Origin of the sequence: Streptomyces sp. SID12488 (genome assembly GCF_010548275.1) — a bacterium.
Taxonomy (GTDB): domain Bacteria; phylum Actinomycetota; class Actinomycetes; order Streptomycetales; family Streptomycetaceae; genus Streptomyces.
Genome location: NZ_JAAGLT010000001.1, coordinates 761,929 through 781,170 on the forward strand (window position 1 = coordinate 761,929; position 19,242 = coordinate 781,170).

At 70.5% G+C, this 19,242-nt stretch carries 17 protein-coding genes, 1 tRNA gene and 1 pseudogene; 3 read left to right on the forward strand and 16 right to left on the reverse strand.

Annotated elements, in window-relative coordinates; translation table 11 throughout:
- The first annotated feature begins 2 nt into the window (after positions 1-2).
- Positions 3-419 (forward strand): IS200/IS605 family transposase, encoded by a 417-nt coding sequence (gene tnpA, locus G3I56_RS03495; RefSeq protein ID WP_164407262.1) that lies wholly within the window; start codon positions 3-5, stop codon positions 417-419.
- Positions 420-524: 105 nt separating this feature from the next.
- On the opposite strand, the pseudogene G3I56_RS03500 reads toward tnpA, so the two are convergent.
- The 7 genes and pseudogenes from G3I56_RS03500 to G3I56_RS03530 form a co-directional block, all read right to left on the reverse strand.
- Positions 525-827: pseudogene (locus G3I56_RS03500) on the reverse strand (LacI family DNA-binding transcriptional regulator); the annotation flags it as partial.
- A gap of 113 nt (positions 828-940) precedes the next feature.
- Positions 941-1,732 (reverse strand): S16 family serine protease, encoded by a 792-nt coding sequence (locus tag G3I56_RS03505; RefSeq protein ID WP_164407052.1) that lies wholly within the window; start codon positions 1,730-1,732, stop codon positions 941-943.
- Positions 1,733-1,828: 96 nt separating this feature from the next.
- Positions 1,829-2,470, reverse strand: coding sequence for a helix-turn-helix domain-containing protein (locus G3I56_RS03510; protein ID WP_164407053.1), 642 nt, complete (start codon positions 2,468-2,470; stop codon positions 1,829-1,831).
- Positions 2,471-2,798: 328 nt separating this feature from the next.
- Positions 2,799-4,604: a DEAD/DEAH box helicase gene (locus tag G3I56_RS03515; RefSeq protein ID WP_164407055.1), complete on the reverse strand. Its 1,806-nt coding sequence runs from the start codon at positions 4,602-4,604 to the stop codon at positions 2,799-2,801.
- A gap of 149 nt (positions 4,605-4,753) precedes the next feature.
- Positions 4,754-5,143, reverse strand: a complete 390-nt coding sequence (locus G3I56_RS03520) for a type II toxin-antitoxin system death-on-curing family toxin (protein WP_164407056.1) — start codon at positions 5,141-5,143, stop codon at positions 4,754-4,756.
- Complete coding sequence (locus G3I56_RS03525; RefSeq protein ID WP_053741608.1) at positions 5,140-5,340, reverse strand: CopG family transcriptional regulator; 201 nt, start codon at positions 5,338-5,340, stop codon at positions 5,140-5,142. The genes G3I56_RS03520 and G3I56_RS03525 overlap by 4 nt, the downstream gene beginning before the upstream one ends.
- Positions 5,341-5,380: 40 nt before the next feature.
- A complete protein-coding gene (locus G3I56_RS03530) occupies positions 5,381-6,859 on the reverse strand; it encodes an MFS transporter (RefSeq protein WP_164407058.1) in 1,479 nt (492 codons plus the stop codon).
- A 265-nt stretch (positions 6,860-7,124) separates the two neighbouring features.
- On the opposite strand from G3I56_RS03530, the gene G3I56_RS03535 reads away from it, so the two are divergent.
- Positions 7,125-7,196: transfer RNA gene (locus G3I56_RS03535), tRNA-Cys, on the forward strand.
- A gap of 155 nt (positions 7,197-7,351) precedes the next feature.
- On the forward strand, positions 7,352-7,885 hold the full coding sequence (locus G3I56_RS03540; RefSeq protein WP_164407059.1) for a VOC family protein: 534 nt from the start codon (positions 7,352-7,354) through the stop codon (positions 7,883-7,885).
- A gap of 32 nt (positions 7,886-7,917) precedes the next feature.
- On the opposite strand, the gene G3I56_RS03545 is transcribed toward G3I56_RS03540, so the two are convergent.
- The 9 genes from G3I56_RS03545 to G3I56_RS03585 form a co-directional block, all read right to left on the reverse strand.
- Positions 7,918-8,805, reverse strand: a complete 888-nt coding sequence (locus G3I56_RS03545; RefSeq protein WP_164407060.1) for an SUKH-4 family immunity protein — start codon at positions 8,803-8,805, stop codon at positions 7,918-7,920.
- A 146-nt stretch (positions 8,806-8,951) separates the two neighbouring features.
- Entirely contained in the window at positions 8,952-9,089 is a 138-nt protein-coding gene (locus G3I56_RS03550) for a hypothetical protein (RefSeq protein WP_164407062.1), read from the reverse strand.
- On the reverse strand, positions 9,086-11,398 hold the full coding sequence (locus G3I56_RS03555) for a molybdopterin cofactor-binding domain-containing protein (protein WP_164407063.1): 2,313 nt from the start codon (positions 11,396-11,398) through the stop codon (positions 9,086-9,088). Before G3I56_RS03555 ends, G3I56_RS03550 begins: the two co-directional genes overlap by 4 nt.
- Positions 11,395-13,056 (reverse strand): (2Fe-2S)-binding protein, encoded by a 1,662-nt coding sequence (locus G3I56_RS03560; protein ID WP_203689159.1) that lies wholly within the window; start codon positions 13,054-13,056, stop codon positions 11,395-11,397. The genes G3I56_RS03555 and G3I56_RS03560 overlap by 4 nt, the downstream gene beginning before the upstream one ends.
- 59 nt (positions 13,057-13,115) lie before the next feature.
- Positions 13,116-14,009 (reverse strand): FAD binding domain-containing protein, encoded by an 894-nt coding sequence (locus G3I56_RS03565; protein WP_164407065.1) that lies wholly within the window; start codon positions 14,007-14,009, stop codon positions 13,116-13,118.
- A 256-nt stretch (positions 14,010-14,265) separates the two neighbouring features.
- A complete protein-coding gene (locus G3I56_RS03570; RefSeq protein ID WP_343239848.1) occupies positions 14,266-15,912 on the reverse strand; it encodes a beta-N-acetylhexosaminidase in 1,647 nt (548 codons plus the stop codon).
- 1 nt (position 15,913) lies between these two features.
- Positions 15,914-16,810, reverse strand: coding sequence for a carbohydrate ABC transporter permease (locus tag G3I56_RS03575; RefSeq protein WP_239134653.1), 897 nt, complete (start codon positions 16,808-16,810; stop codon positions 15,914-15,916).
- Entirely contained in the window at positions 16,810-17,748 is a 939-nt protein-coding gene (locus G3I56_RS03580; protein WP_164407265.1) for a sugar ABC transporter permease, read from the reverse strand. Before G3I56_RS03580 ends, G3I56_RS03575 begins: the two co-directional genes overlap by 1 nt.
- Before the next feature lie 47 nt (positions 17,749-17,795).
- Positions 17,796-19,112 carry an extracellular solute-binding protein gene (locus G3I56_RS03585; protein ID WP_164407066.1) on the reverse strand — a complete coding sequence of 439 codons (1,317 nt, stop codon included), beginning with the start codon at positions 19,110-19,112 and terminating at the stop codon, positions 17,796-17,798.
- Between the last annotated feature and the right edge of the window lie 130 nt (positions 19,113-19,242).

A 19,242-nucleotide genomic window follows, 5' to 3' on the forward strand; every position in this document is an offset into this window, starting at 1 on the left:
TTATGGGCGAGACGCGGAAGATCAGAACTGGCCGGCACTGTATTTTCATGATGCACGTCCACTTGGTCTTCGTGACCAAGCTCCGGCACAACGTGTTCACCGATGCCCATCTGACGCGGATGGAGGAGATCATGCGGTCGGTGTGCACGGACTTCGAGTGCGAGCTGATGGAGTTCAACGGCGAGGACAACCACGTCCACCTCCTGGTGAACTTCCCGCCCAAGGTCGCCGTCACCAAACTCGTCAACTCCCTCAAAGGCGTCTCCTCCCGCCGCCTGCGCCAGGAATTCCCCGACCTGGTACAGCGCTACTGGCGGGCCAACAAACTCTGGTCCGGCTCCTACTTCGCCGGCACCGTCGGCGGCGCCCCACTCACCGCGGTCAGGCAGTACATCGAACGACAGAACCGGCCCGTGTGAGCAGCACCCAGCTCCGCCGGACAAGAACCTGCGACGCTCCGCGTCGCAGCCATCAGATTCGCTTCACCACCAGGCTGAAGCCCGATGCACTGCGAATGAATCCCGGTAGCCGAGCCGGCGCGCCGAGCGCTCTATGGCGACGAGCATGGTCATGGGCCCGTGGAGGCGGGTGCCGAGGGAGATCACACCGAGACGCCGGCTCCGGCCCGAAGCGAGGTTGCGCGCCGCGCCGTTCGGGCGGTACCCGAGTTGCTCGGCCGCCCGCAGGACTCGCGTCCGGAGTTCTTCACGGACGTACGGCTCGTTGTTCGTCACGCGCGAGGCCGTCTTCTGGGAGACGCCGGCGAGTCGCGCGACATCGCTGCTCGTCGCAGGAGGACGCGAGACACCGCTGGTGAGGTGAGACAGGGCGGGGCCGGGGGTCCTTCAGGGGCGCGGGGCTGTATCGACCAACGGCTCCGCCGCGGGGCGCGACAAGCCCCCACTGGGCCCGCAGCCGAAGAACCGCGTACCCGGCGGAGCTAACAGCCCGGCACCGACCCCCGCCCCGTCTCCAACGCCACCAACGCCTCGATCGCCCCCTTGAGCGAAGTGACCGGAATCAGCCGCAACCCCTTCGGAAGCTCCGACTCCGCATCCGAGCACTCCGCCTTCGGCACCAGGAAGACGGTCGCCCCGTCCCGCCGCGCGGCCCGCGTCTTCAGGGCGACGCCCCCCACCGCACCGACCTTCCCGTCCTCGTCGATCGTCCCCGTACCGGCGATGGTGCGACCGCCGGTCAGGTCACCGCCCTTGCCGTCGCCGTCGAGCTTGTCGACGACGCCGAGGGAGAACAGGAGCCCGGCGCTCGGACCACCGACGTCGGACAGCTTCAGGCTGACCTTGATCCTGCCGGAGTCCTCGTCCAGGTACTTCAGGGCCGCCTCGGCCGCCGCGTCCTGCGACTCCTTCATCTCGGCCTCGTTGTGCTCCTGGATCTCCTTGGTGCTGTTGCCGCTCGGGTAGACCGAGTCGCGCGGCATCACGGCCTGGTCGGTACGGAACCAGCCGTCGAGTACGTCGCCGAGGCTCACGTGGGTGTCCGGGCCGGTCGCCTCGATCGTCGTCATCCGCAGCTCGCCGCGCGTCTCGCGGGTCGTCGCGCCGGTGATGGTGATGACCGCGTCGCCGTCGTTGTCGCCGAGCACGTTCGCCGTCATCCCGGGCTGCGCCACGGCGAACGGCAGCGGCGCGAACACGGCCGTGGCGAGCAGGGCCACTACGGGCAGGGCACAGACGGCGACGGCCCGGGGGCGCGTGAGGCGAGAGAGCACGAGGTCAATCTAACGTGGGGGCCCCTTCCGGCCAGGGGCGGCCACCCCGCCCCTCACCCACGGGAGCCCGCCCCCTCCCCTACGGGAGCCCGGCGGTCAGCGCAGCGCCTCGGACACTTCCCGGGCCGCGTCCATGACCCGCGGGCCCACCCGCTCGGGCACCGCATCGGCGAGCATGACAACCCCCACGCTCCCCTCGACCCCCGTCACGCCGATCAGCGGGGCCGCGGCCCCGCTCGCGCCGGCCTCCAGCTCCCCGTGCGTGAGGGTGTATCCGGGGTCGATGGGGGGCTGCTGCCGGGCGGAGAGGATGGCCTTGCCGGCCGCGCCGCGCTCCAGAGGATGCCGGAAACCGGCCCGGTACGCCACGTGGTAGTCGGTCCAGGTCGGCTCGACGACGGCCACGGCGAGCGCCTCCGTCCCGTCGACCAGGGTCAGATGGGCGGTGGCGCCTATGTCCTCGGCCAGCGACCTGAGCGCGGGCAGCGCGGCCTCCCGTACAAGAGGGTGCACCTGCCGGCCGAGCCGCAACACTCCCAGCCCCACCCTCGCCCGGCCGCCCAGATCACGGCGTACGAGCGCGTGCTGTTCCAGGGTGGCCAGCAGCCGGTACACGACGGTCCGGTTCACGCCGAGCCGGGTCGACAGTTCGGTGACGGTCAGACCGTGGTCGGTGTCGGCGAGCAGCTTGAGGACGCGCAGTCCCCGGTCGAGCGTCTGGGAGGTCTCCGCGGTCACGACGCCCACTCCTTCACGTGGTGAGGTCGGCAGCTCCCTGGCGGCAGGTGCGTCGCCGGTCCCGTGGGCGACGCGCGTCAGAGGCGGCCGATCGGCGGCGGCCCAGGGCTCTCCCGGACGCTGTCGCTTTACGACTGCGCTCCGCGGCGGCGCTGCCACGGGGCGTGTACGTTCGGGGACAGTAGCGAAGGCAGTTCGCTCAGCGGAAGGCTCCGTCCAGAATCCGGTCACTCCGCGGTACGGACTACTGCGCTTCCTCCCGATATGCACAGCGTGCGCACGACCGCCCACGCCCCCTCACCGGACACGCCGGGCGTCGGTGGGGCGATCACCGCATCCGGGTCGCCCATTCCTGCACTTTGGCGATGCGCTGTCGCAACTGTCCCGCGGTCGCCTCGGCGCTCGGGGGCCCGCCGCAGGCGCGCCGCAGCTCGGTGTGGATCACCCCGTGCGGCTTGCCGGTCTGATGGACGTACGCGCCGACCATGGTGTTGAGCTGCTTCCGCAGCTCCAGCATCTCCTTGTGGGAGACCACGGGCCGCCGCTCGGCGGGCAGTTCGAGGAGGTCGGCCTCGCCGTCGGGCTTCTTACGGCTGTGCGCGATCTGCCGGGCCTGCCGCTTCTGCAACAGCATCTGCACCTGGTCGGGCTCCAACAGCCCCGGAATCCCGAGGTAGTCCTGCTCCTCCTCGCTCCCCGGGTGCGCCTGCATGCCGAACTCGGCGCCGTCGTACAGCACCCGGTCGAAGACGGCGTCGGACTCCAGCGCCTCGAAGGAGAACTGCTCCTGCTCGCCGGTGTCCTCGTCCTCCTCCTTGTTCGCCTCGTCCATCTCCTTCTCGGACTCGGCGTACGGGTCCTCCTCGCCCTGCTTCTTGGGCTTGTCGAGGGCGTGGTCGCGCTCGACCTCCATCTCGTTGGCGAAGGTGAGGAGGTCGGGGACGGTCGGCAGGAACACGGAGGCCGTCTCGCCACGCCGCCGGGACCGCACGAAGCGTCCGACGGCCTGGGCGAAGAAGAGGGGGGTGGAGATGGTGGTGGCGTACACGCCGACGGCGAGCCGAGGCACATCCACCCCCTCGGACACCATGCGGACGGCGACCATCCAGCGGGAGTCGTTGTTGGCGAACTCGTCGATGCGGTTGGAGGCGCCGGTGTCGTCGGAGAGGACGACCGTCGCCTTGGTCCCGGTGATGTCGCGGATCAGTTTGGCGTAGGCGCGGGCGGATTCCTGGTCGGTGGCGATGACGAGCGCCCCGGCGTCCGGAATCCCCTTCCGCACCTCGGTCAGCCGCTTGTCGGCGGCGCGCAGCACGCTGGGCATCCACTCACCGCGCGGGTCCAGGGCCGTACGCCAGGCCTGCGAGATGGCGTCCTTGGTCATCGGCTCGCCGAGCCGGGCGGCGATCTCGTCCCCGGCCTTGGTCCGCCACCGCATCTGCCCGCTGTAGGAGAGGAAGATGACGGGCCGCACGACATGGTCGGCCAGCGCGTTCCCGTACCCGTAGGTGTAGTCGGCGGAGGACCGCCGAATCCCGTCATTCCCTTCTTCGTACGCGACGAAGGGAATGGGGTTGGTGTCGGAGCGGAACGGCGTACCGGTCAGCGCGAGCCGGCGCGTGGCGGGCTCGAAGGCCTCGAGACAGGCCTCGCCCCAGGACTTGGAGTCCCCGGCATGGTGGATCTCGTCGAGAATGACAAGCGTCTTGCGCTGCTCGACCCGGTTCCGATGCAGCATGGGCCGCACGCCGATCCCGGCGTACGTCACGGCGACGCCGTGGTACTCCTTGCTGAGCGGCCCGGCGCTGTACTCGGGGTCCAGCTTGATCCCTATCCGCGCCGCCGCCTCGGCCCACTGCTTCTTCAGATGCTCGGTGGGCGCGACCACGGTCACCTGCTGCACGACATGGTGGTGCAACAGCCAGGAGGCGAGCGTCAGCGCGAACGTCGTCTTGCCTGCGCCAGGGGTGGCGACGGCGAGAAAGTCACGCGGCTGCTCCTGGAGATACCTCTCCATCGCCTTCTGCTGCCAGGCACGCAGCTTGCTGGCGGTACCCCAGGGGGCACGGCCGGGGAAGGCGGGCGAGAGGTGATGGGCGGTGCCGGGGGAAGCGTTGGCGGCGGTGGTAGTCACGGTCTCCGGGGGTGGTGGGTCGGGCGGCTCTGCGACGGCTATGGCTGGGGCTGGGGCTGGGGCTACGTATGACAACCGGGCCACCCTACCGGCGGCCCGGGTCTGTCAACGTGCGTACGACGCGGGGGTGCCCCGGGATGGGACTCAGCTCACACCGACGGCTCGGCCAGGTCTCGCAGCACCTCGGAGATGGCCTTGACCTCATCCACACCGCCGGAGGCCACCGCGATCACCAGACGTTCGGCGGCATCGATGTCCGGCCGCAGCTGTACGTCGTTCAGCGCCAGGAAGACGACGCAGGAGGTCCACGCCGTGCGCTTGTTGCCGTCGACGAAGGGGTGGTTGATCGCGAGCGACTGCAAGAGGGCCGCCGCCTTGTCGAACAGGTCGGAGTACGCCTCCTGCCCGAACATCGAAGCCGAGGGACGATGCACGGCCGACTCCAGCAAACCGGCGTCGCGGACGACAACTTGCTGATCATCGACAGCGAGTCCGGCGATGTCCAGCACGTCCTCGGCCGACAGATAGACGTACGTCATTTGAGCCGCTCCAGCAGTTCGGCCCACTTGACGGTCTGCTCCTTGGCCGCCTTACGCACCAGCGCCTCGTGAGCCGTCCTGGAGAGGTAGTCGTCCACAGCCTTCAGCAATATGGCGTGCATACTCGTGCCCTCCTCCTCGGCACGCAGCTTCAGAGCTTCCGTCTGGTCGTCACGAAGACGCAGGTTCATAGCCATACCAAAATGGTACCACCCAGTGGGGCCAGACTGGTATCACTCAGGAGTGAGCGGCCCGCACCCGCGTAGTCACCCAAGCCCCCACCAACGCCACCCCCGCCATCGGCAGGAACACGACGGCGAAGGCGCCCGGGTGAGAGCCGCCGGCCGACGCGGCGGAGGCGTGAGCCACCGTCCCCCCGCCCAGCGCGGCGAACGCCGCGCCCCCGCTCGCCAGCAGCACCACGTTGGAGAGCCCGTCGGAGATCTGCAGGGCGGCGGAGTTGCTGCCTGCCTCCTCGGGCGCGGAGAGGTGAAGCAGGAGCACGCTGGTGCTGGCGATGACCAGCCCCATCCCGAAGCACCCGAACGCCCACACGACCGCGAGGGTCCACACCGGCACGGCGTCGATCAGCACGGCGGGCGCGGCGGCGATGGAGGCGGCGACGACGACCATCCCGAACGTCATCATCCGCTCCCGATACGGCTCCATCCGCGCCCGCGCCTGCACGGACGACCCCAGCGCCCACGTAACGCCCCCCGCCGCGAGCGAGAACCCGGCCATCGTCGGCGACAGCCCCCGCTGCGTGACGAGCATCAGCGGGATGAAGGACTCGGCAGAGATGAACGCCCCCGCGGCGACCCCGCGCAACAGCACGACGGACGGCAGCCCGCGCGCGGCCCGATAGGTCCCCCGGGGAAGCAGCCCGAGCGCAGCGGGCACGAGCAGCGAGACGCCGAGGAGCCCGGGAAGGAGCGAGAACCAGCTCAGATCCTGGGCCGCGTACTGAAGCAGCCCGGCGCCGAACGAGATTCCGAGGGCCAGCCGGATACGCCGCCGGTCTCCCTGCTCATCCCGCTCCCCCGCTTTCACGGGACCGCCGGCCAGCCGCCGTATCTGAGGCAGCGCTAGGGCAAGCGGAAAGACGACGAGCACCGGAACCCCGACGAACACCCACCGCCAGCCGAGGTGCTCAGTGACGGCACCGGCGGCAAGGGGCCCGACGACGGAGGGCACGACCCAACTGGCGGCGAACGCGGCCATGATCGAGGCCCGCAACCGCTCCGGATAGGCCCGCCCGACCACGACGTACAGGGAGACGATCACCAGCCCGCCCCCAAGCCCCTGCACAGCCCGCCCGGCGATGAACAGCCACATGACCCCGGCAGTCCCGGACAACAGCAACCCGGCGGCGAAGGCGGCGATCCCGGTGGTCAGCGGCCCCAACGGACCCCGCCGGTCCGACCACTGCCCGGCAAGCACCATCCCGAAGAGACTGGTCGTGAAGTACCCGGAGAACGCGAACGCGTACAGCGACACCCCGTCCAGCTCCCGCGCCGCGACGGGCATGGCCGTCCCCACGGCGGTCGCCTCGAAGGCGATCAGCAGCACGACGGAGACGATCCCGACACTGAGCGCCCGATAGGTACGCCCCAGCACCCCCTCACCGGGTACGGCAGCCAAAGGGGTGTCCGCGCCGACGGTCTCGTCGGCGGTGTCGGCGGCGACGCCGGTGTCGCCCGGTTCCAGGGAGGTCATGAAGGCCAGCGTAAGGGTCGTCCCCCGACTTGACCCCTGTCGGAGGGAGGAGCCCACCCGGGACCATCGTCGTACGCCCAATGGCCACCTACCACTCCTCTGCACTCCTCTCCCCCGCCCCTGGTTCATGAACGGCGTGTGGCAGTCCCATTGCAGCCCGCCCGGCTCCCTTGTTCCCGCGCGCCGCCCGCCCCTACGGTCGACTCAAGAAGTTCGGGACGGACCGGGACGCAGCCACACTGCTCCCACCCTCCGCTCCCAACATGGCCGTGTGCCCGAGTGGTTCAGGGATTCGCCTGCAAAGCGAATTACGCGGGTTCGATTCCCGCCACGGCCTCAATCAGCCCGACCGCTGCACACTGATGGGGCGGCCCTCCTTGAGGGCCGTCCCATCGGCCGTTCTTCTCTGCTCCCGCTGCGCCTAGGACAGAAACGGGCCTATATCTCACCTAGCGTCGTTGTCGGCACAGCCACATCGACGAGAGGACCGCGATGCCCCAGCAGACCAACACCGCCCCGGAGGGCTACACCACCGTCGCCCCCTGGGTCGTCACCGACGACACGGGGGCCTTCCTCGACTTCGTCACCCACGCGTTCGACGGCGAGGAGCTCGGCCGGGTACTTACAGAGGACGGCCTGGTAGGGCACGGTGAGATCCGGGTCGGTGACACCGTCGTGCTGGCCTTCGACCGGCATGCGGACTGGCCCGTCATGCCGAGTCTGCTGCGTGTGTATGTCGCCGACGCGGACCAGGCGTTCTCACAAGCCGTCGCTGCCGGCGGCCAGGTCGTCACCGCTGTCGCGGACGACGCCTTCGGACACCGCGGAGGGCGCATCAAGGATCCCTTCGGCAATATCTGGTGGGTGGTCAGCCACGTCGAGGACGTCGCCGAGGAAGACATGTGGAAGCGGCTGCACGACCCCGTCTACGCCGACGCCATGCGCGTCGCCCAGGAGACACTCGACGCCGAGCTCGCTGGCCGGGAGCACGGGCGCAGCAGCACGCCCGTCCGGAAAACCGGCTGACGCCGGCCAAGGAACGGCAGGCTCCCCCGCGTTCAGAGGACCCTGCCCGCCTCGCCGTCGAAGTCGATCGTCTTCGCCCGGCGCATCAGCCACAGGGTGTACGCGAGGGTCGAAACGTCCGTGTTCAGTCGGTGCAGGGTGGTCTCGGGCTCGTTCCAGGTGAGGATCGCGCCCGTTCTGCCGTCCAGCACCAGGCTGTTGCCCTCCGTCAGGTGCCCCAGGCGGATCAAGTCCGCTGCACCGTACGGGAGTTCGGCTTCGGTCTCCTCGTCCGCGCAGTACTCCGCGAGGGTCGGCAGCGGTATCTCCGTGTCCAGCTGGAAGAGGGAGCAGTCCTCCGGGAGTCCCGTGCCGCTCAGGAAGCGGCGGGTCGGCTCGTGGGTGAGCGGTGCCGGGAAGTCGACGTCCTCGAAGCGCGCCACCCTGGCATGGCCGAACTCCTGCTCCAGGAGGCGGGCCGGGAGGTCCAGTGTGAGGCCCGACTCCGCGCCGGAGGCGGCGATCCGGGCCAGTGGGCGGATCGAGGCCGCCATCTTCCAGTACGGCAGCACATCACCTCCGCCGCCGGCGCCCTGCGCGAACACCGTCAGCAGGTGCCGGGACGTCTCCGCCAGTGTCCGCGGGCTGAACCGGCCTGCGGAGAAAGCCAGTTGGGCTCGCGCGGCTGCCATCTCCTCCGTCGCCGCCGCGAAGCGCAGCAGCACGTCCAGGGAGGTGGCCGGCGGGCGCCGGTCCATCGGGGCGGGGCGATGGCGCGGGAAGTGCGTCGCGGGCGTATCTCCGGTCGAGGTCGAGTTCACCACCGTCCGCAGGGCGCCGGTGCGCAGTGCGCCGCACCTCGACCGGCCTCTGCCTGCCGGCAGGCACACGCGCGTCAGCGACTCGTACTCGTCCCTGGTCAGGGTGGTCCTCGTACTCATGGTTTCCCCCGCGCATGGTTGTTCACGGTCCCCCGGGCGTGACGTCGAGAACGTCCACTGCCCGGCAGGCCCTCCCACTGACCAGAACACTACGCTGCACCACTGACAACAGCCTCTGACCTGCGACGGAGCAGAAGCTGGCGGCCTCAGCCGAAGTACACGCCACCCACGACGACCACGACCGCCGCCACCAGGAACAGCAGCACCCACGCCAGCACCTTGCCGGGCGTCGGCCCGGGCTCGTAACGCTGCGGCTCCTCCGGAGTCGGATTCGGAGTCGTCATGACGTCGTCGTCACCACCGCCGCCTGCGGGCGGATCGGCAGGCGGTTCACCGGGCGGCCCGTGGCCGCGCGTACCGCCGAGGCGATGGCCGCCGGTGACGTCACCACCGGTACCGCGCTCGCCGCCTTCGCGCCGAAGGGTGCGACCACGTCCCGTTCCTCGACCAGTTTGACGATGTGGATGTCCGGGGCGTCCAGGGCGGTCGGGAGGGCGTAGCCGGTGAGGTCGGGGTGGCGGATCAGCCCGCGCGCGGAGCGCAGGTTCTCCGTGAGCGCGATGCCGACGCCCTGGGTGACGCCCGCCTCGATACGGGCCGCCAGCTGCGCCGGGTTCAGGACCCGGCCGACGTCCTGGGCGAGCGCCATTTCCACCACCCGTACCGAGCCCAGCTCGATGTCGACGTCCACCACCGCGCGGATCGCGCAGAAGGCGAGGCCCACGAAGGCGTCGCCCTGGCCCGCCTCGTCCAGCGGTTCCGTGGGGTGGGGGCGGCACTGGGCCGTGGCCCAGAGTTCCTTGCCGTCCAGCGCCTCCGTCACCGTGGTCGACAGGACACCGTCGTACGAGGTGATCTTGCCGTCGGTGATCTGGAGCAGCTCCGTGGACATGCCGAACTTGTGCGCGAGGGGCTGGAGGAGCTGGGTGCGGACCATTTTCGCGGCCCGTTCCACCGCGCCGCCCGACACCCAGGTGTGGCGGCCCCGCGCTCCCGGGCCGGCCGGGGGCTGGTCGGTGTCGACGGGGGCCACGTGGACCTCGTCGATGCCCAGCGTCTCCTGGACGATCTGGCGAGCCAAGGTGGTGAAGCCCTGGCCTGTCTCCACGGCCGCGCACAGGACCGTGGCGATGCCGTCGTGGACCTTGACGGTGGCCGTCGAGACCTCGTCCGCGCCCTCGGCACCGAGCATGTGGACCATGCCCAGGCCGTAGCCGACGCCTCGGCGGACAGCGCCCGGTTCGCCCGCGCCCTCGGGGCCGCCCGGGAGCAGCCACTCGTCCTCGGGGGTGTCCTTGGGGAGCGGCGGGAGCGGGAAGTCCCGTACCGCCTGGAGGAGTTCGGCGACCGGGGCCGGGCAGGTGACGGACTGGCCGGTCGGGAGTACGTCTCCGGTGGCCATCGCGTTGCGCAGGCGCAGCTCCGCCGGATCGACGGCCAGCTTCTTCGCCAGCTTGTCCATCTGGGCCTCGTAGGCCGCGCAGACCTGCATCGCGCCCTCGCCGCGCACATGGCCGGAGGGGGGGTTGTTGGTGCGCACCGCCCAGCCCTCGATAAAGGCGTTGGGGACGACGTACGGGCCGCAGGCGAAGGAGACGGCCGCCGCGAGGGCCTCCCCCGAGGTGTCCGCGTACGCGCCCGCGTCGAGCAGGATCTGTGCCTCGACCTTCACCAGCTTGCCGTCGGTGTCCGCGTGGTGGCGGTAGCGCAGGAGGGTGGGGTGTCTGTGGACGTGGCCCAGGAAGGACTCCTCGCGGGTCGCCGTCAGCTTCACCGGGCAGCCCGTTTTCAGCGCAAGGAGGCCCAGCGGGAGCTGGAATCCCTGGTCCTCGCGGTCGGCGGTGGCGCCGGGGACTCCGGTGACGACCACCTTGACCCGCTCCGGCTCCAGGCCGTAGCAGGCGGCGGCGGCGTCACGGTCCGCGTGGGGGTCAGTGGAGGCGAGGTACAGCTCCACGCCGCCGTCGGGGCGCGGTACCGCGAGGCCCGCCTCGGCACCGATGGGGGCGGGGTCCTGGCGGCCGATCCGGTAGAGGCCCTCCACGACGACCTCGCCGACCGCGTCCGGGTCGCCGTGGCGCAGCGGGATGTGCCGGATCAGGTTGCCGTCGGGGTGCAGCGGTTCGGCCTCGAAGGCCTGCTCGGGGTCGGTCACCGGTTCGAGTACCTCGTACTCGACGATGACGGCCGCCGCCGCCATGCGCGCGGTGTCCGGGTGGTCGGCGGCGACGGCGGCGATGGGCTCCCCGTGGTGGCGTACGACCTCGGAGGCGAACATCGGGCGGTCGGCTCGGCCACGGCCGTGCAGTTCGACCCCGGGCACGTCCTCGTGCGTCACGACGGCCCGTACACCGGGCATCTCACGCGCGTGGGTGGTGTCGATGGAGACGATGCGGGCGTGCGGGTGCGGTGAGCGCAGTACGGCGGCCCACAGCAGGCCCTCGGCCCACAGGTCGGCCGCGTACGGGAACGTGCCCTCCGTCTTGGCGCGCGCGTCGGCGGTCGGCAGCGACACGCCGAGGCCGTGCGGGAGCGCCTCCGCGTCGGGGGCGGCTTCCGCGGCCGTGGTCGCGGTGGCGGCTTCGTTGCTCACGTCTGGCCTCCGTCCTGGCCGTGAGTCTGGTCATACGCGTGCGAGTCGTGGTTCCGGGCCGGCTCGAAGCCCGGGGCGTCGAACGCGGACGGGTTGACCCCGCCCCCGCCCGGTCCGGCCTGGTGCGGGATACGTGCCTCGCCGTCCTCCGCCTCGGCGTCGGCGGCGTGCGCCTCGCGTTCGGCGACGACCTCGCGGACCGCCTCCAGGACGCCCCGGTAGCCGGAGCAGCGGCACAGGTTGCCGCACAGGGCCTGGCGCGTCTCCAACTGGGTCGGGGCGGGGTTGCCCTCCAGGAGGTCGTGCACGGTCATCGCCATCCCGGGGACGCAGAAACCGCACTGCACAGCCCCGCACTTGGCGAGCGCCCGCTGTACGTCCGAGGGCTGCCCGTCGGTGGCGAGGCCCTCCACGGTGCGCACCTCGCTGCCGGCGGCGGTGACCGCGGGCACGAGGCAGGATGCGACGAGCCGTCCGTCCACCTGCACGTTGCAGGCACCGCACTCGCCCTGGGAGCAGCCGTCCTTGGCACCGGCGAGGCCGAGGCGCTCGCGCAGTACGTAGAGCAGCGACTCGCCGATCCAGGCGTCGGGGACGGGCCGGTCGGAGCCGTTGACCCGCAGCACGTACGAGGCGAGGGGGTGTTCCTCGCCGGGCAGTCCGGGGGCGTCGTCGGCCGGATCCGCCGCGTCCTGCTCTGCGGCGGGCTCCTCAGCGGTCGCTGTGGCACCGGATGCCTCGCCGCCCGCGTCCGACTCGCCCTCCACGGGCTCCTCAGTGGCCTCCGGTGAGGTCTCCGACCCGGGAGCAGGGCCGGTCTCCGTGGCGGCCTCTGCGGGGCCGTCAGGGCCCTCGTCGGGGTCGGGGGCGATTACGGCCGGGGCTTGATCCTCGTCGGGGACCGTGCGACTGGCTTCGGTGACGGTGTGGCCGGTGGCGTCGGCCTGGTGACCGATCCCGTCGGCCGTGCGACCGGCGCCACCCGTTTCGTGCGCTGTTTCGGGCGCGAACATCGTCCCCGCGCCGTTCGTCCGGTCGGACTCCGGCGCCGGGGCGGGTCCGGACGCCCACGGCTGCGTCGGCGTGTCCGTCGCCCAGGGCGCGGACGCGCCGCCGGGGAGCGTGGCGGGCGGCGTGCCGCCCCACTGCTCGACCAGCGCCGAGGTGCTGAACTCGCCCGATTCGTCCGGGAGGTCACCACCGGCGACGGGGATCCGCCACTCCCCGGTCACCTCGCGGCCCGCGGTTCCGGGCGCGGCGGTGTCCGGCGCACCGGTTCCCTGGTCGAAGGCCCACTGCCCCGTGGAGCTCTGGTCGTAGCTGAACCCGTCGTGCCGCTGCGCCTCCTGGGGCACGGCGTTCGGGTCCGGCCACTGGGCGCCGCCGGGGGGCGTGGGCGGCGTCCCCCACGCGTCCGGCGCTCCCGGAGCGCCCGGGGAACCGTCCTCGGCACCCGGCACTGCCGCTATCTGCGGGGGCACGTACCCATGGCCGGGTGCGGCCAGCGGGCTGTCCACGGAGGCCAGGAACGCGTCGATGCCCCCCTCGGGGAGCTTCACGAAGGCAGTGGCACCGTCGTCGTAGTCACCCTGGGGCAGCGGGTCCCAGCGGCCCCCGCCACGGGGCGCGCCCTCTGCGCTCTGGTCCCCGTGCTGCAGCTCCCCCTGCCGGCTCTCGCGCCGGTCGCCGTACTGGTCGTCGCCGTACTGGTCGTCGGTCACGACAGTGCCCTCCCCAGTGCTCGCCGGGCCAGCGCGGCGACAGTGCGCCGCAGGTGCAGTACCGCGGGCGGAAGCGGTGGTACGGAGCCGTCCTCGGCCGGAGCCGGGTCGGGGATGCAGGCCGCGGCGACGTACTCGCCGAAGGCACCCAGTGCCTCCGGGACGATCGTGCGGTTGTTGTCCCAGTCGATGAGCCGGGCGACCCACTGCTCGGCGTCCAGGGGGCGCAGCGGCATCGGCGCTATGGCGCCGACGGCGCACCTGACTCCACGCCGGGCGGGGTCGAGGACGAGCGCGACGGACGCGAGGGCGCGCCCGGGGCCGGTCCGTCCGGTGGCCTTCAGGAAGACCTGGGGCGCGTGCAGCAGGGGCACGCGCACGAAGCCGATGAGTTCACCGGCCCGCAACAGTTCCACGCCGGCCAGCAGGTGCGACACCGGGATCTCACGGCGGGCGCCACCGGGGCCCGCGATGATCAGCGTCGCCTCCAGGGCGGCCAGCACGGGCAGTGCGTCCCCCGTGGGGGCGGCCGTGGCGATGTTGCCGCCCAGCGTGCCCGCGTTGCGGATCTGCGGCGGGCCCGCGGCACGCGCGGAGGCGGCCAGGGCCGGGATCAGGGCGGCGAAGTCGGGGCGGCCCATCCGCGCGTGGGTGAGGCCGGCGCCGAGCAGGGCGTGGCCGTCCTGGTACTGCCAGCCGCGGATCTCGCTGATCCGGCCGAGGCCGACGAGCGCGGCGGGTCTGAGCTGCCCGGAGTTGACGGTGACCATGAGGTCGGTGCCGCCCGCCACGGGGACGGCCGCCGGCATGGCTGCGAGCGCCGCGACCGCCTCGTCCAGCGAGGCGGGCAGCGTCACGGCCTGCGCCGCCTGCGGTGCTTGCGTGGTCAAACCGGCTGCCCCTTCCCGCTGCCCCACCTGGTCCCACCTGTGTTTGCCGTACGGTACGTGCTGACAGGGCGGACGTGGCAACTCTGGCACATTCTCGCGAGACCCGAACGCAGGGGTCCGCTAGGAGGCATTCGCCCGCCTCGTCCGCGAGATGGTCCGTTTTCGTACGACATCACCGATCGGTTCGGATTGGAACTGATCGGTGAGCGTTGGGGGCGTTTTCATCTGTGAAGCCCTACGAAGCCTCCACGGGGCCTCACACGTTCGGGGGCGCTCCCTCGATCGGACGTCCGAGGACCCCTGGCCGCTGCTGCCACGGATGCGGCCCGGCGGGCGGCCGGTAGCCGACGCCGAGGGCGTCAAGTCGCCCGTAATGGGCGGTCATCCGGCGTTCGAAGTCGGCGAAGTCCCGTTCGGCGGGCGCGGGCAGGGCACTCCAGGCGACCTCGGCGAAGGCGACCAGTCGCGGGAATGCCTGGTAGTCCACGCGCCCGGCGTCCTCCATCACCTCGGTCCACAGGTTGGCCTGCGTGCCCAGGACGTGCCGCGCCTCCTCGGGGCCCAACTCCGCTGGAACCGGCTCGAAGCGGAAGACATCCTCAAGTGTGCGGACGTACCCGATGGGGACGGGTTCGTCGGCGCCCCCGTGCTGACGGTGATCCAGGTACACCTGCTCCTGAGGGCACATGACGACGTCGTGACCCGCGCGCGCGGCCGTGATGCCGCCCGCGTAACCGCGCCAGGAGGAGACGGCGGCGCCCGGTGCGAGGCCGCCTTCCAGGATCTCGTCCCAGCCGATGAGCCGCCGCCCGCGCGCGGTGAGCCACTTGTCGAAGTGCCCTACGAACCAGGACTGGAGCCCGTCCTCGTCGCCGACCCCGAGTTCCCCGATGCGGGCCTGCGCGGTGGGCGACTCCCGCCACTGCTCCTTCGCGCACTCGTCGCCGCCGATGTGAATGAACTCCGCCGGGAACAGGTCGAGGACTTCCTCGAAGACGCCTTCGTAGAAGCGCAGGGTGTTGTCAGTGGGGGCGAGTACGTTGTGGCTGATCCCCCAGTTGTCCCAGACGGAGAGGGAGGTGGTGTCGATGACGTCCGTGTTGCCGAGTTCCGGATACGCGGCGATGGCGGCCTGCGAGTGCCCCGGTACGTCGATTTCGGGGACCACGCTGATATGCCGCTCGGCGGCGTAGGCGACGATCTCGCGGATGTCGTCCTGGGTGTAGAAGCCTCCGTGCGGCTTCTCCTCCCACAGCGGTGAGGCCCCGTGGCCGAATTTGGTACGGGCCCGCCAGGAGCCGATCTCCGTCAGCTTCGGGTAGCGCTTGATCTCGACGCGCCAGCCCTGGTCGTCCGTCAGATGGAAGTGGAAGACGTTGAGTTTGTGCGCCGCCATCAGGTCCAGGTAGCGCAGGACGCCTTCCTTGGGCGTGAAGTGCCGGGACACGTCAAGCATCAGGCCGCGCCAGCGGAACCGGGGGGTGTCCTCGACGAAGGTGCCGGGGACGAGCCACTGCCGGCCGGGGGTGACAGGGGCACGCCGGAAGGCATCGGGGCCGAGCAGTTGACGGAGCGTCTGCGCGCCCCAGAACACACCGGCCGGCCCGCCGCCGTGGATGGCGACGGCGTCCCCGTCGGCGTACAGCTTGTAGCCCTCAGGGCCCAGGTGACCTGCGTCCTCGGGCAGTACCCGCAGCCGGACGGTCTCGCCCGCGGCCCCCGCTCCGGGCGGCAGCGCGAGGCCCGTCGCGGCCCCCAGGACACCGCGCAGCCAGCGCGCCGTCGCCTCGGTACCGGGCCCGGCGTCGATCACCGTGGTCTCGTCGAGCACGAAGCCGCCCGCGTTGCCGACGCTCCGCAGGGGCGCCGGAATCAGTCCGGTCACATCAGTCACATCAGCCACGTCAGTCCTTAACCGCTCCACCGAGCCCCGACACCAGTCGGCGCTGCACGAGTACGAAGAACACCAGCACCGGAATGGTCATCACCGTGGAGGCGGCCATCACGCCGCCCCAGTCCGGGTCGTCGGGTTTGTAGAAGACCAGCAGGGCCATCGGCAGCGTCGACTGGGAGGTGTCACTGATGATGAACGACTTGGCGAACAGGAAGTCGTTCCAGGCCGAGACGAAGGAGAACACGCTGGTGGCCACCAACCCCGGGAAGACCAGCGGGAAAAGGATCTGCCACAGGAATCGCGACCGGCTCGCCCCGTCGATGTACGCGGCCTCCTCCAGCGCCTCGGGAACCGCCTTCACAAAACCCCGCAGCATCCAGATCGCGAACGGCAGCGAGAAAGCGATGTGCGGCAGGATCAGCGCGCCCAGCGTGTTCAGCTGCCCGAAGTCCCGCATGAGGAAGAACAGCGGGATCGTGAGCGCCTCCACGGGCACCATCTGGGCCACCAGGAACATGATCAGCAGGGTGGTCCGGAAACGGAACCGGAATCGGGTCACCGCGGTCGCCGCGAGGAAAGCGATCAGCGCCGAGACGACGACCACGGAGCAGGCGACCACAAGGCTGTTGAGAAAGTACCGGCCGAATTCCTGCTGCCCGAAGACCCGCCGGAAGGAGTCCAGGGAGGGGTCCAGTGTCCAGGGGCGCGGCTCGGTCGACTCGATCTCCCCGGCCGGTTTGAAGGCGCTGAGCACCATCCAGTAGAGGGGGAAGGCGACGACGGCCGCGATCAGCAGCGCCGACCCCTCGGCGGCCAGCCGCCAGGGCCGCCGTACGAATCGGTGAACACCTCGGGCGCGTTGGACACGTTGGACAGGTCGAACACGTTGGACAACGTTGCCGGACATCACAGCTCCTCCCCCTGCCGGCGCAGCAGCCGCAGGTACACGAGGGTCACGGCGAGCAGGATCAGCAGCATCACGATCCCGATCGCCGAGCCGAGGCTGTACTGGGAGGAGGCGAAGGCCTGTTGGTAGGCGTAGACGTTGAGGGTGAGGTTCTGGCCGGCGATGCCGCCTCCGTTCGTCATCACGTAGATCTGGGTGAAGACCTTGAAGTCCCAGATGACCGACTGGATGGTGACGACCACCAGGATCGGGCGGAGCATCGGCGCCAGCACCGAGCGCCAGACGCGCAGTTGGGACGCGCCGTCCAGGGCCGCCGCCTCCAGCACCTCACCCGGTACGGCGCGGATGCCCGCGTACACCGTGACCATCACGAACGGGAAGGAGCACCACACCACTTCGAGCAGCACCAGGAAGAAAGCGCTCAGGCGTCCGTACGTCCATGAGTGGTCGCCGAGGCCCAGCATCCGGTTGACCGGGCCGAAGTCGGGGTCGAAGAGCAGCAGCCACACCGTGGAGCCGGTGACCGCGGGGGTCGCCCACGCGCCGAGCGCCGCCAGCATCAACGCGAGGCGGGGCAGGGCACGGACACGAGTCAGCAGGACGGCGAGGGCGCAGCCGACGGAGAGCGTGGAGACCACGCAGGCCGCCGCGAAGACGACCGTCGCCAGCAGCACCCGCCAGAACTGGGGGTCGGAGAAGATCTCCCGATAGTTGCCGAACCCCTCGAAGGTGGCCGGCTCACCACCGCTGACCTGAGCCTGGGTGTAGTGGAAGAACGAGATCAGCCCGAGCTGATAGATGGGGTAAAGGAGCACCCCCCCAAGGACGACAAGGGCAGGGGCGAGATAGAGCCAAGGGGCACCCTGATAGGGGCGCGGGGCTGTTCTGGATTTGCGGCTACCGCCACGTGGGCGCGACAAGCCACGACCCACCCGCACCCGCCGACGCTCGTCAACCCCCGAGCTGCTGGGCGGTGTCACCTGCGTCACCCCGCGGAGCCAAACGCATCGTCCATCTTCTTCGCCGCGTCCGCGGAAGCCGCCGCGACATCCTTCTTGCCGCTGACGATCTCCTGGAACATCGTCGGCAGGACCAGCGAGGAGTCGATCTGCGACCAGGCGGGCGACGCCGGCACGAACTTGGTGCCCGCGGCGAGGGTCTTCACGAAGGGCGCGACGTACGGCTGCTTCTTGGCGACGGTCTCGCGCACGTCGGCGAACGTCGGCAGGAAGCCCATGGCGTCGAAGAGTTCGGTCTGGGTCTGCTTCGAGGCGAGCTGTTCCATCAGGTCGACGGCGAGTGTGCGATGCGAAGTGCTGTTCAGCACACCGAGGTTGTTCCCGCCCGCGAACGCCGGTGCCACCGAGCCGGCTGCGACGCCCGGCAGCGGTACGACCGCGTAGTCGCCCTTGACCTTGCCCGCCTCGACGGCCGCGTGGCTGAAGTCGCCGCCGATCGCCATGCCCGCCTTGCCCGCGGCGAAGGCGGTGACGGTGTCGTTGCCGCCCATGCCCGCGCACTTGGCGGCGGGACAGTTGTCGTCGCCGAAGAGGGAAGTGTAGGCCTTGATGCCTTTCTGCGCGGCGGTGCCGTCGATGGCGGAGGCGTACGAACCGCCCCGGCCGGTGGCGAGTTCGCCGCCGTTGGCCCAGACGAACGGCATCGCCCCGTAGGTGTAGGCACCGCCGACCGCGATCCCGTACAGGTCGGGCCTGGCCGCGCGGATCCGGTGCGCGGTGTTCGTCAACTCGGCCATGGTCTTCGGGACCTGGAGGCCGAGTTCCCTGAAGATGTCGGTGCGGTAGTACAGAGCGCGGACGCCGACGAAGAAGGGGGCTCCGTAGACCTTGCCGTCGACGGTGACGGACTGGCGGGCGGTGGGGTCGGTGTCCTTCGCCTCGTTCCAGGCCGCGAACTCCCTGCTGACGTCGAGGAGTCCACCGTCGGCGACATAACCGGCGGTGTCCGTGTTGCCGTACTCGATGACGTCGGGGGCGCTCTTCGGGTCGTTGAAGGCGGCCTTGATGCGCTGGGCGCGGGTCTCGACGGGGATGTACTCGACCTTCACCTGGGCGCCCTTGTGGGCCTTCTCGAAGGCGTCGACGACCGACGTGACGACCTTCTCCTTGGGGGTGTTGGACACCTCCTGGAAGAGCCACACGCGCAGGGTGCCGGTCTGCTCGTCCTTGCCGGAGGAGGAGTTGTCCGAGGTCTCGGGGGCACAAGCGGTGGCGGTGAGCCCGGCGAGGGCGAGGGTGGCCACGGAGGCGGCCAGCCGGGCAGATCGGACAGAGAGCTTCATCTGGCGTTTCCTCCGGAGAAAGCGTTGCAACATACGCAATGGATGTTTCGCTCTGCACAACACCACGGAGGCTATGGACTACATGGACATGGCCACAAGAGGTCTTGACCACGTCTCCACCACTCTGTGA

Excerpts from the sequence above, each read along its gene's own strand:
- G3I56_RS03545 (WP_164407060.1), bottom strand. The coding sequence starts at position 8,805 with ATGAGTACGAGGACCACCCTGACCAGGGACGAGTACGAGTCGCTGACG.
- G3I56_RS03520 (WP_164407056.1), bottom strand. The coding sequence starts at position 5,143 with ATGACGTACGTCTATCTGTCGGCCGAGGACGTGCTGGACATCGCCGGA.
- G3I56_RS03530 (WP_164407058.1), bottom strand. The coding sequence starts at position 6,859 with ATGACCTCCCTGGAACCGGGCGACACCGGCGTCGCCGCCGACACCGCC.
- G3I56_RS03575 (WP_239134653.1), bottom strand. The coding sequence starts at position 16,810 with ATGTCCGGCAACGTTGTCCAACGTGTTCGACCTGTCCAACGTGTCCAA.
- G3I56_RS03540 (WP_164407059.1), top strand. The coding sequence starts at position 7,352 with ATGCCCCAGCAGACCAACACCGCCCCGGAGGGCTACACCACCGTCGCC.
- G3I56_RS03585 (WP_164407066.1), bottom strand. The coding sequence starts at position 19,112 with ATGAAGCTCTCTGTCCGATCTGCCCGGCTGGCCGCCTCCGTGGCCACC.
- G3I56_RS03550 (WP_164407062.1), bottom strand. The coding sequence starts at position 9,089 with ATGACGACTCCGAATCCGACTCCGGAGGAGCCGCAGCGTTACGAGCCC.
- tnpA (WP_164407262.1), top strand. The coding sequence starts at position 3 with ATGGGCGAGACGCGGAAGATCAGAACTGGCCGGCACTGTATTTTCATG.
- G3I56_RS03525 (WP_053741608.1), bottom strand. The coding sequence starts at position 5,340 with ATGGCTATGAACCTGCGTCTTCGTGACGACCAGACGGAAGCTCTGAAG.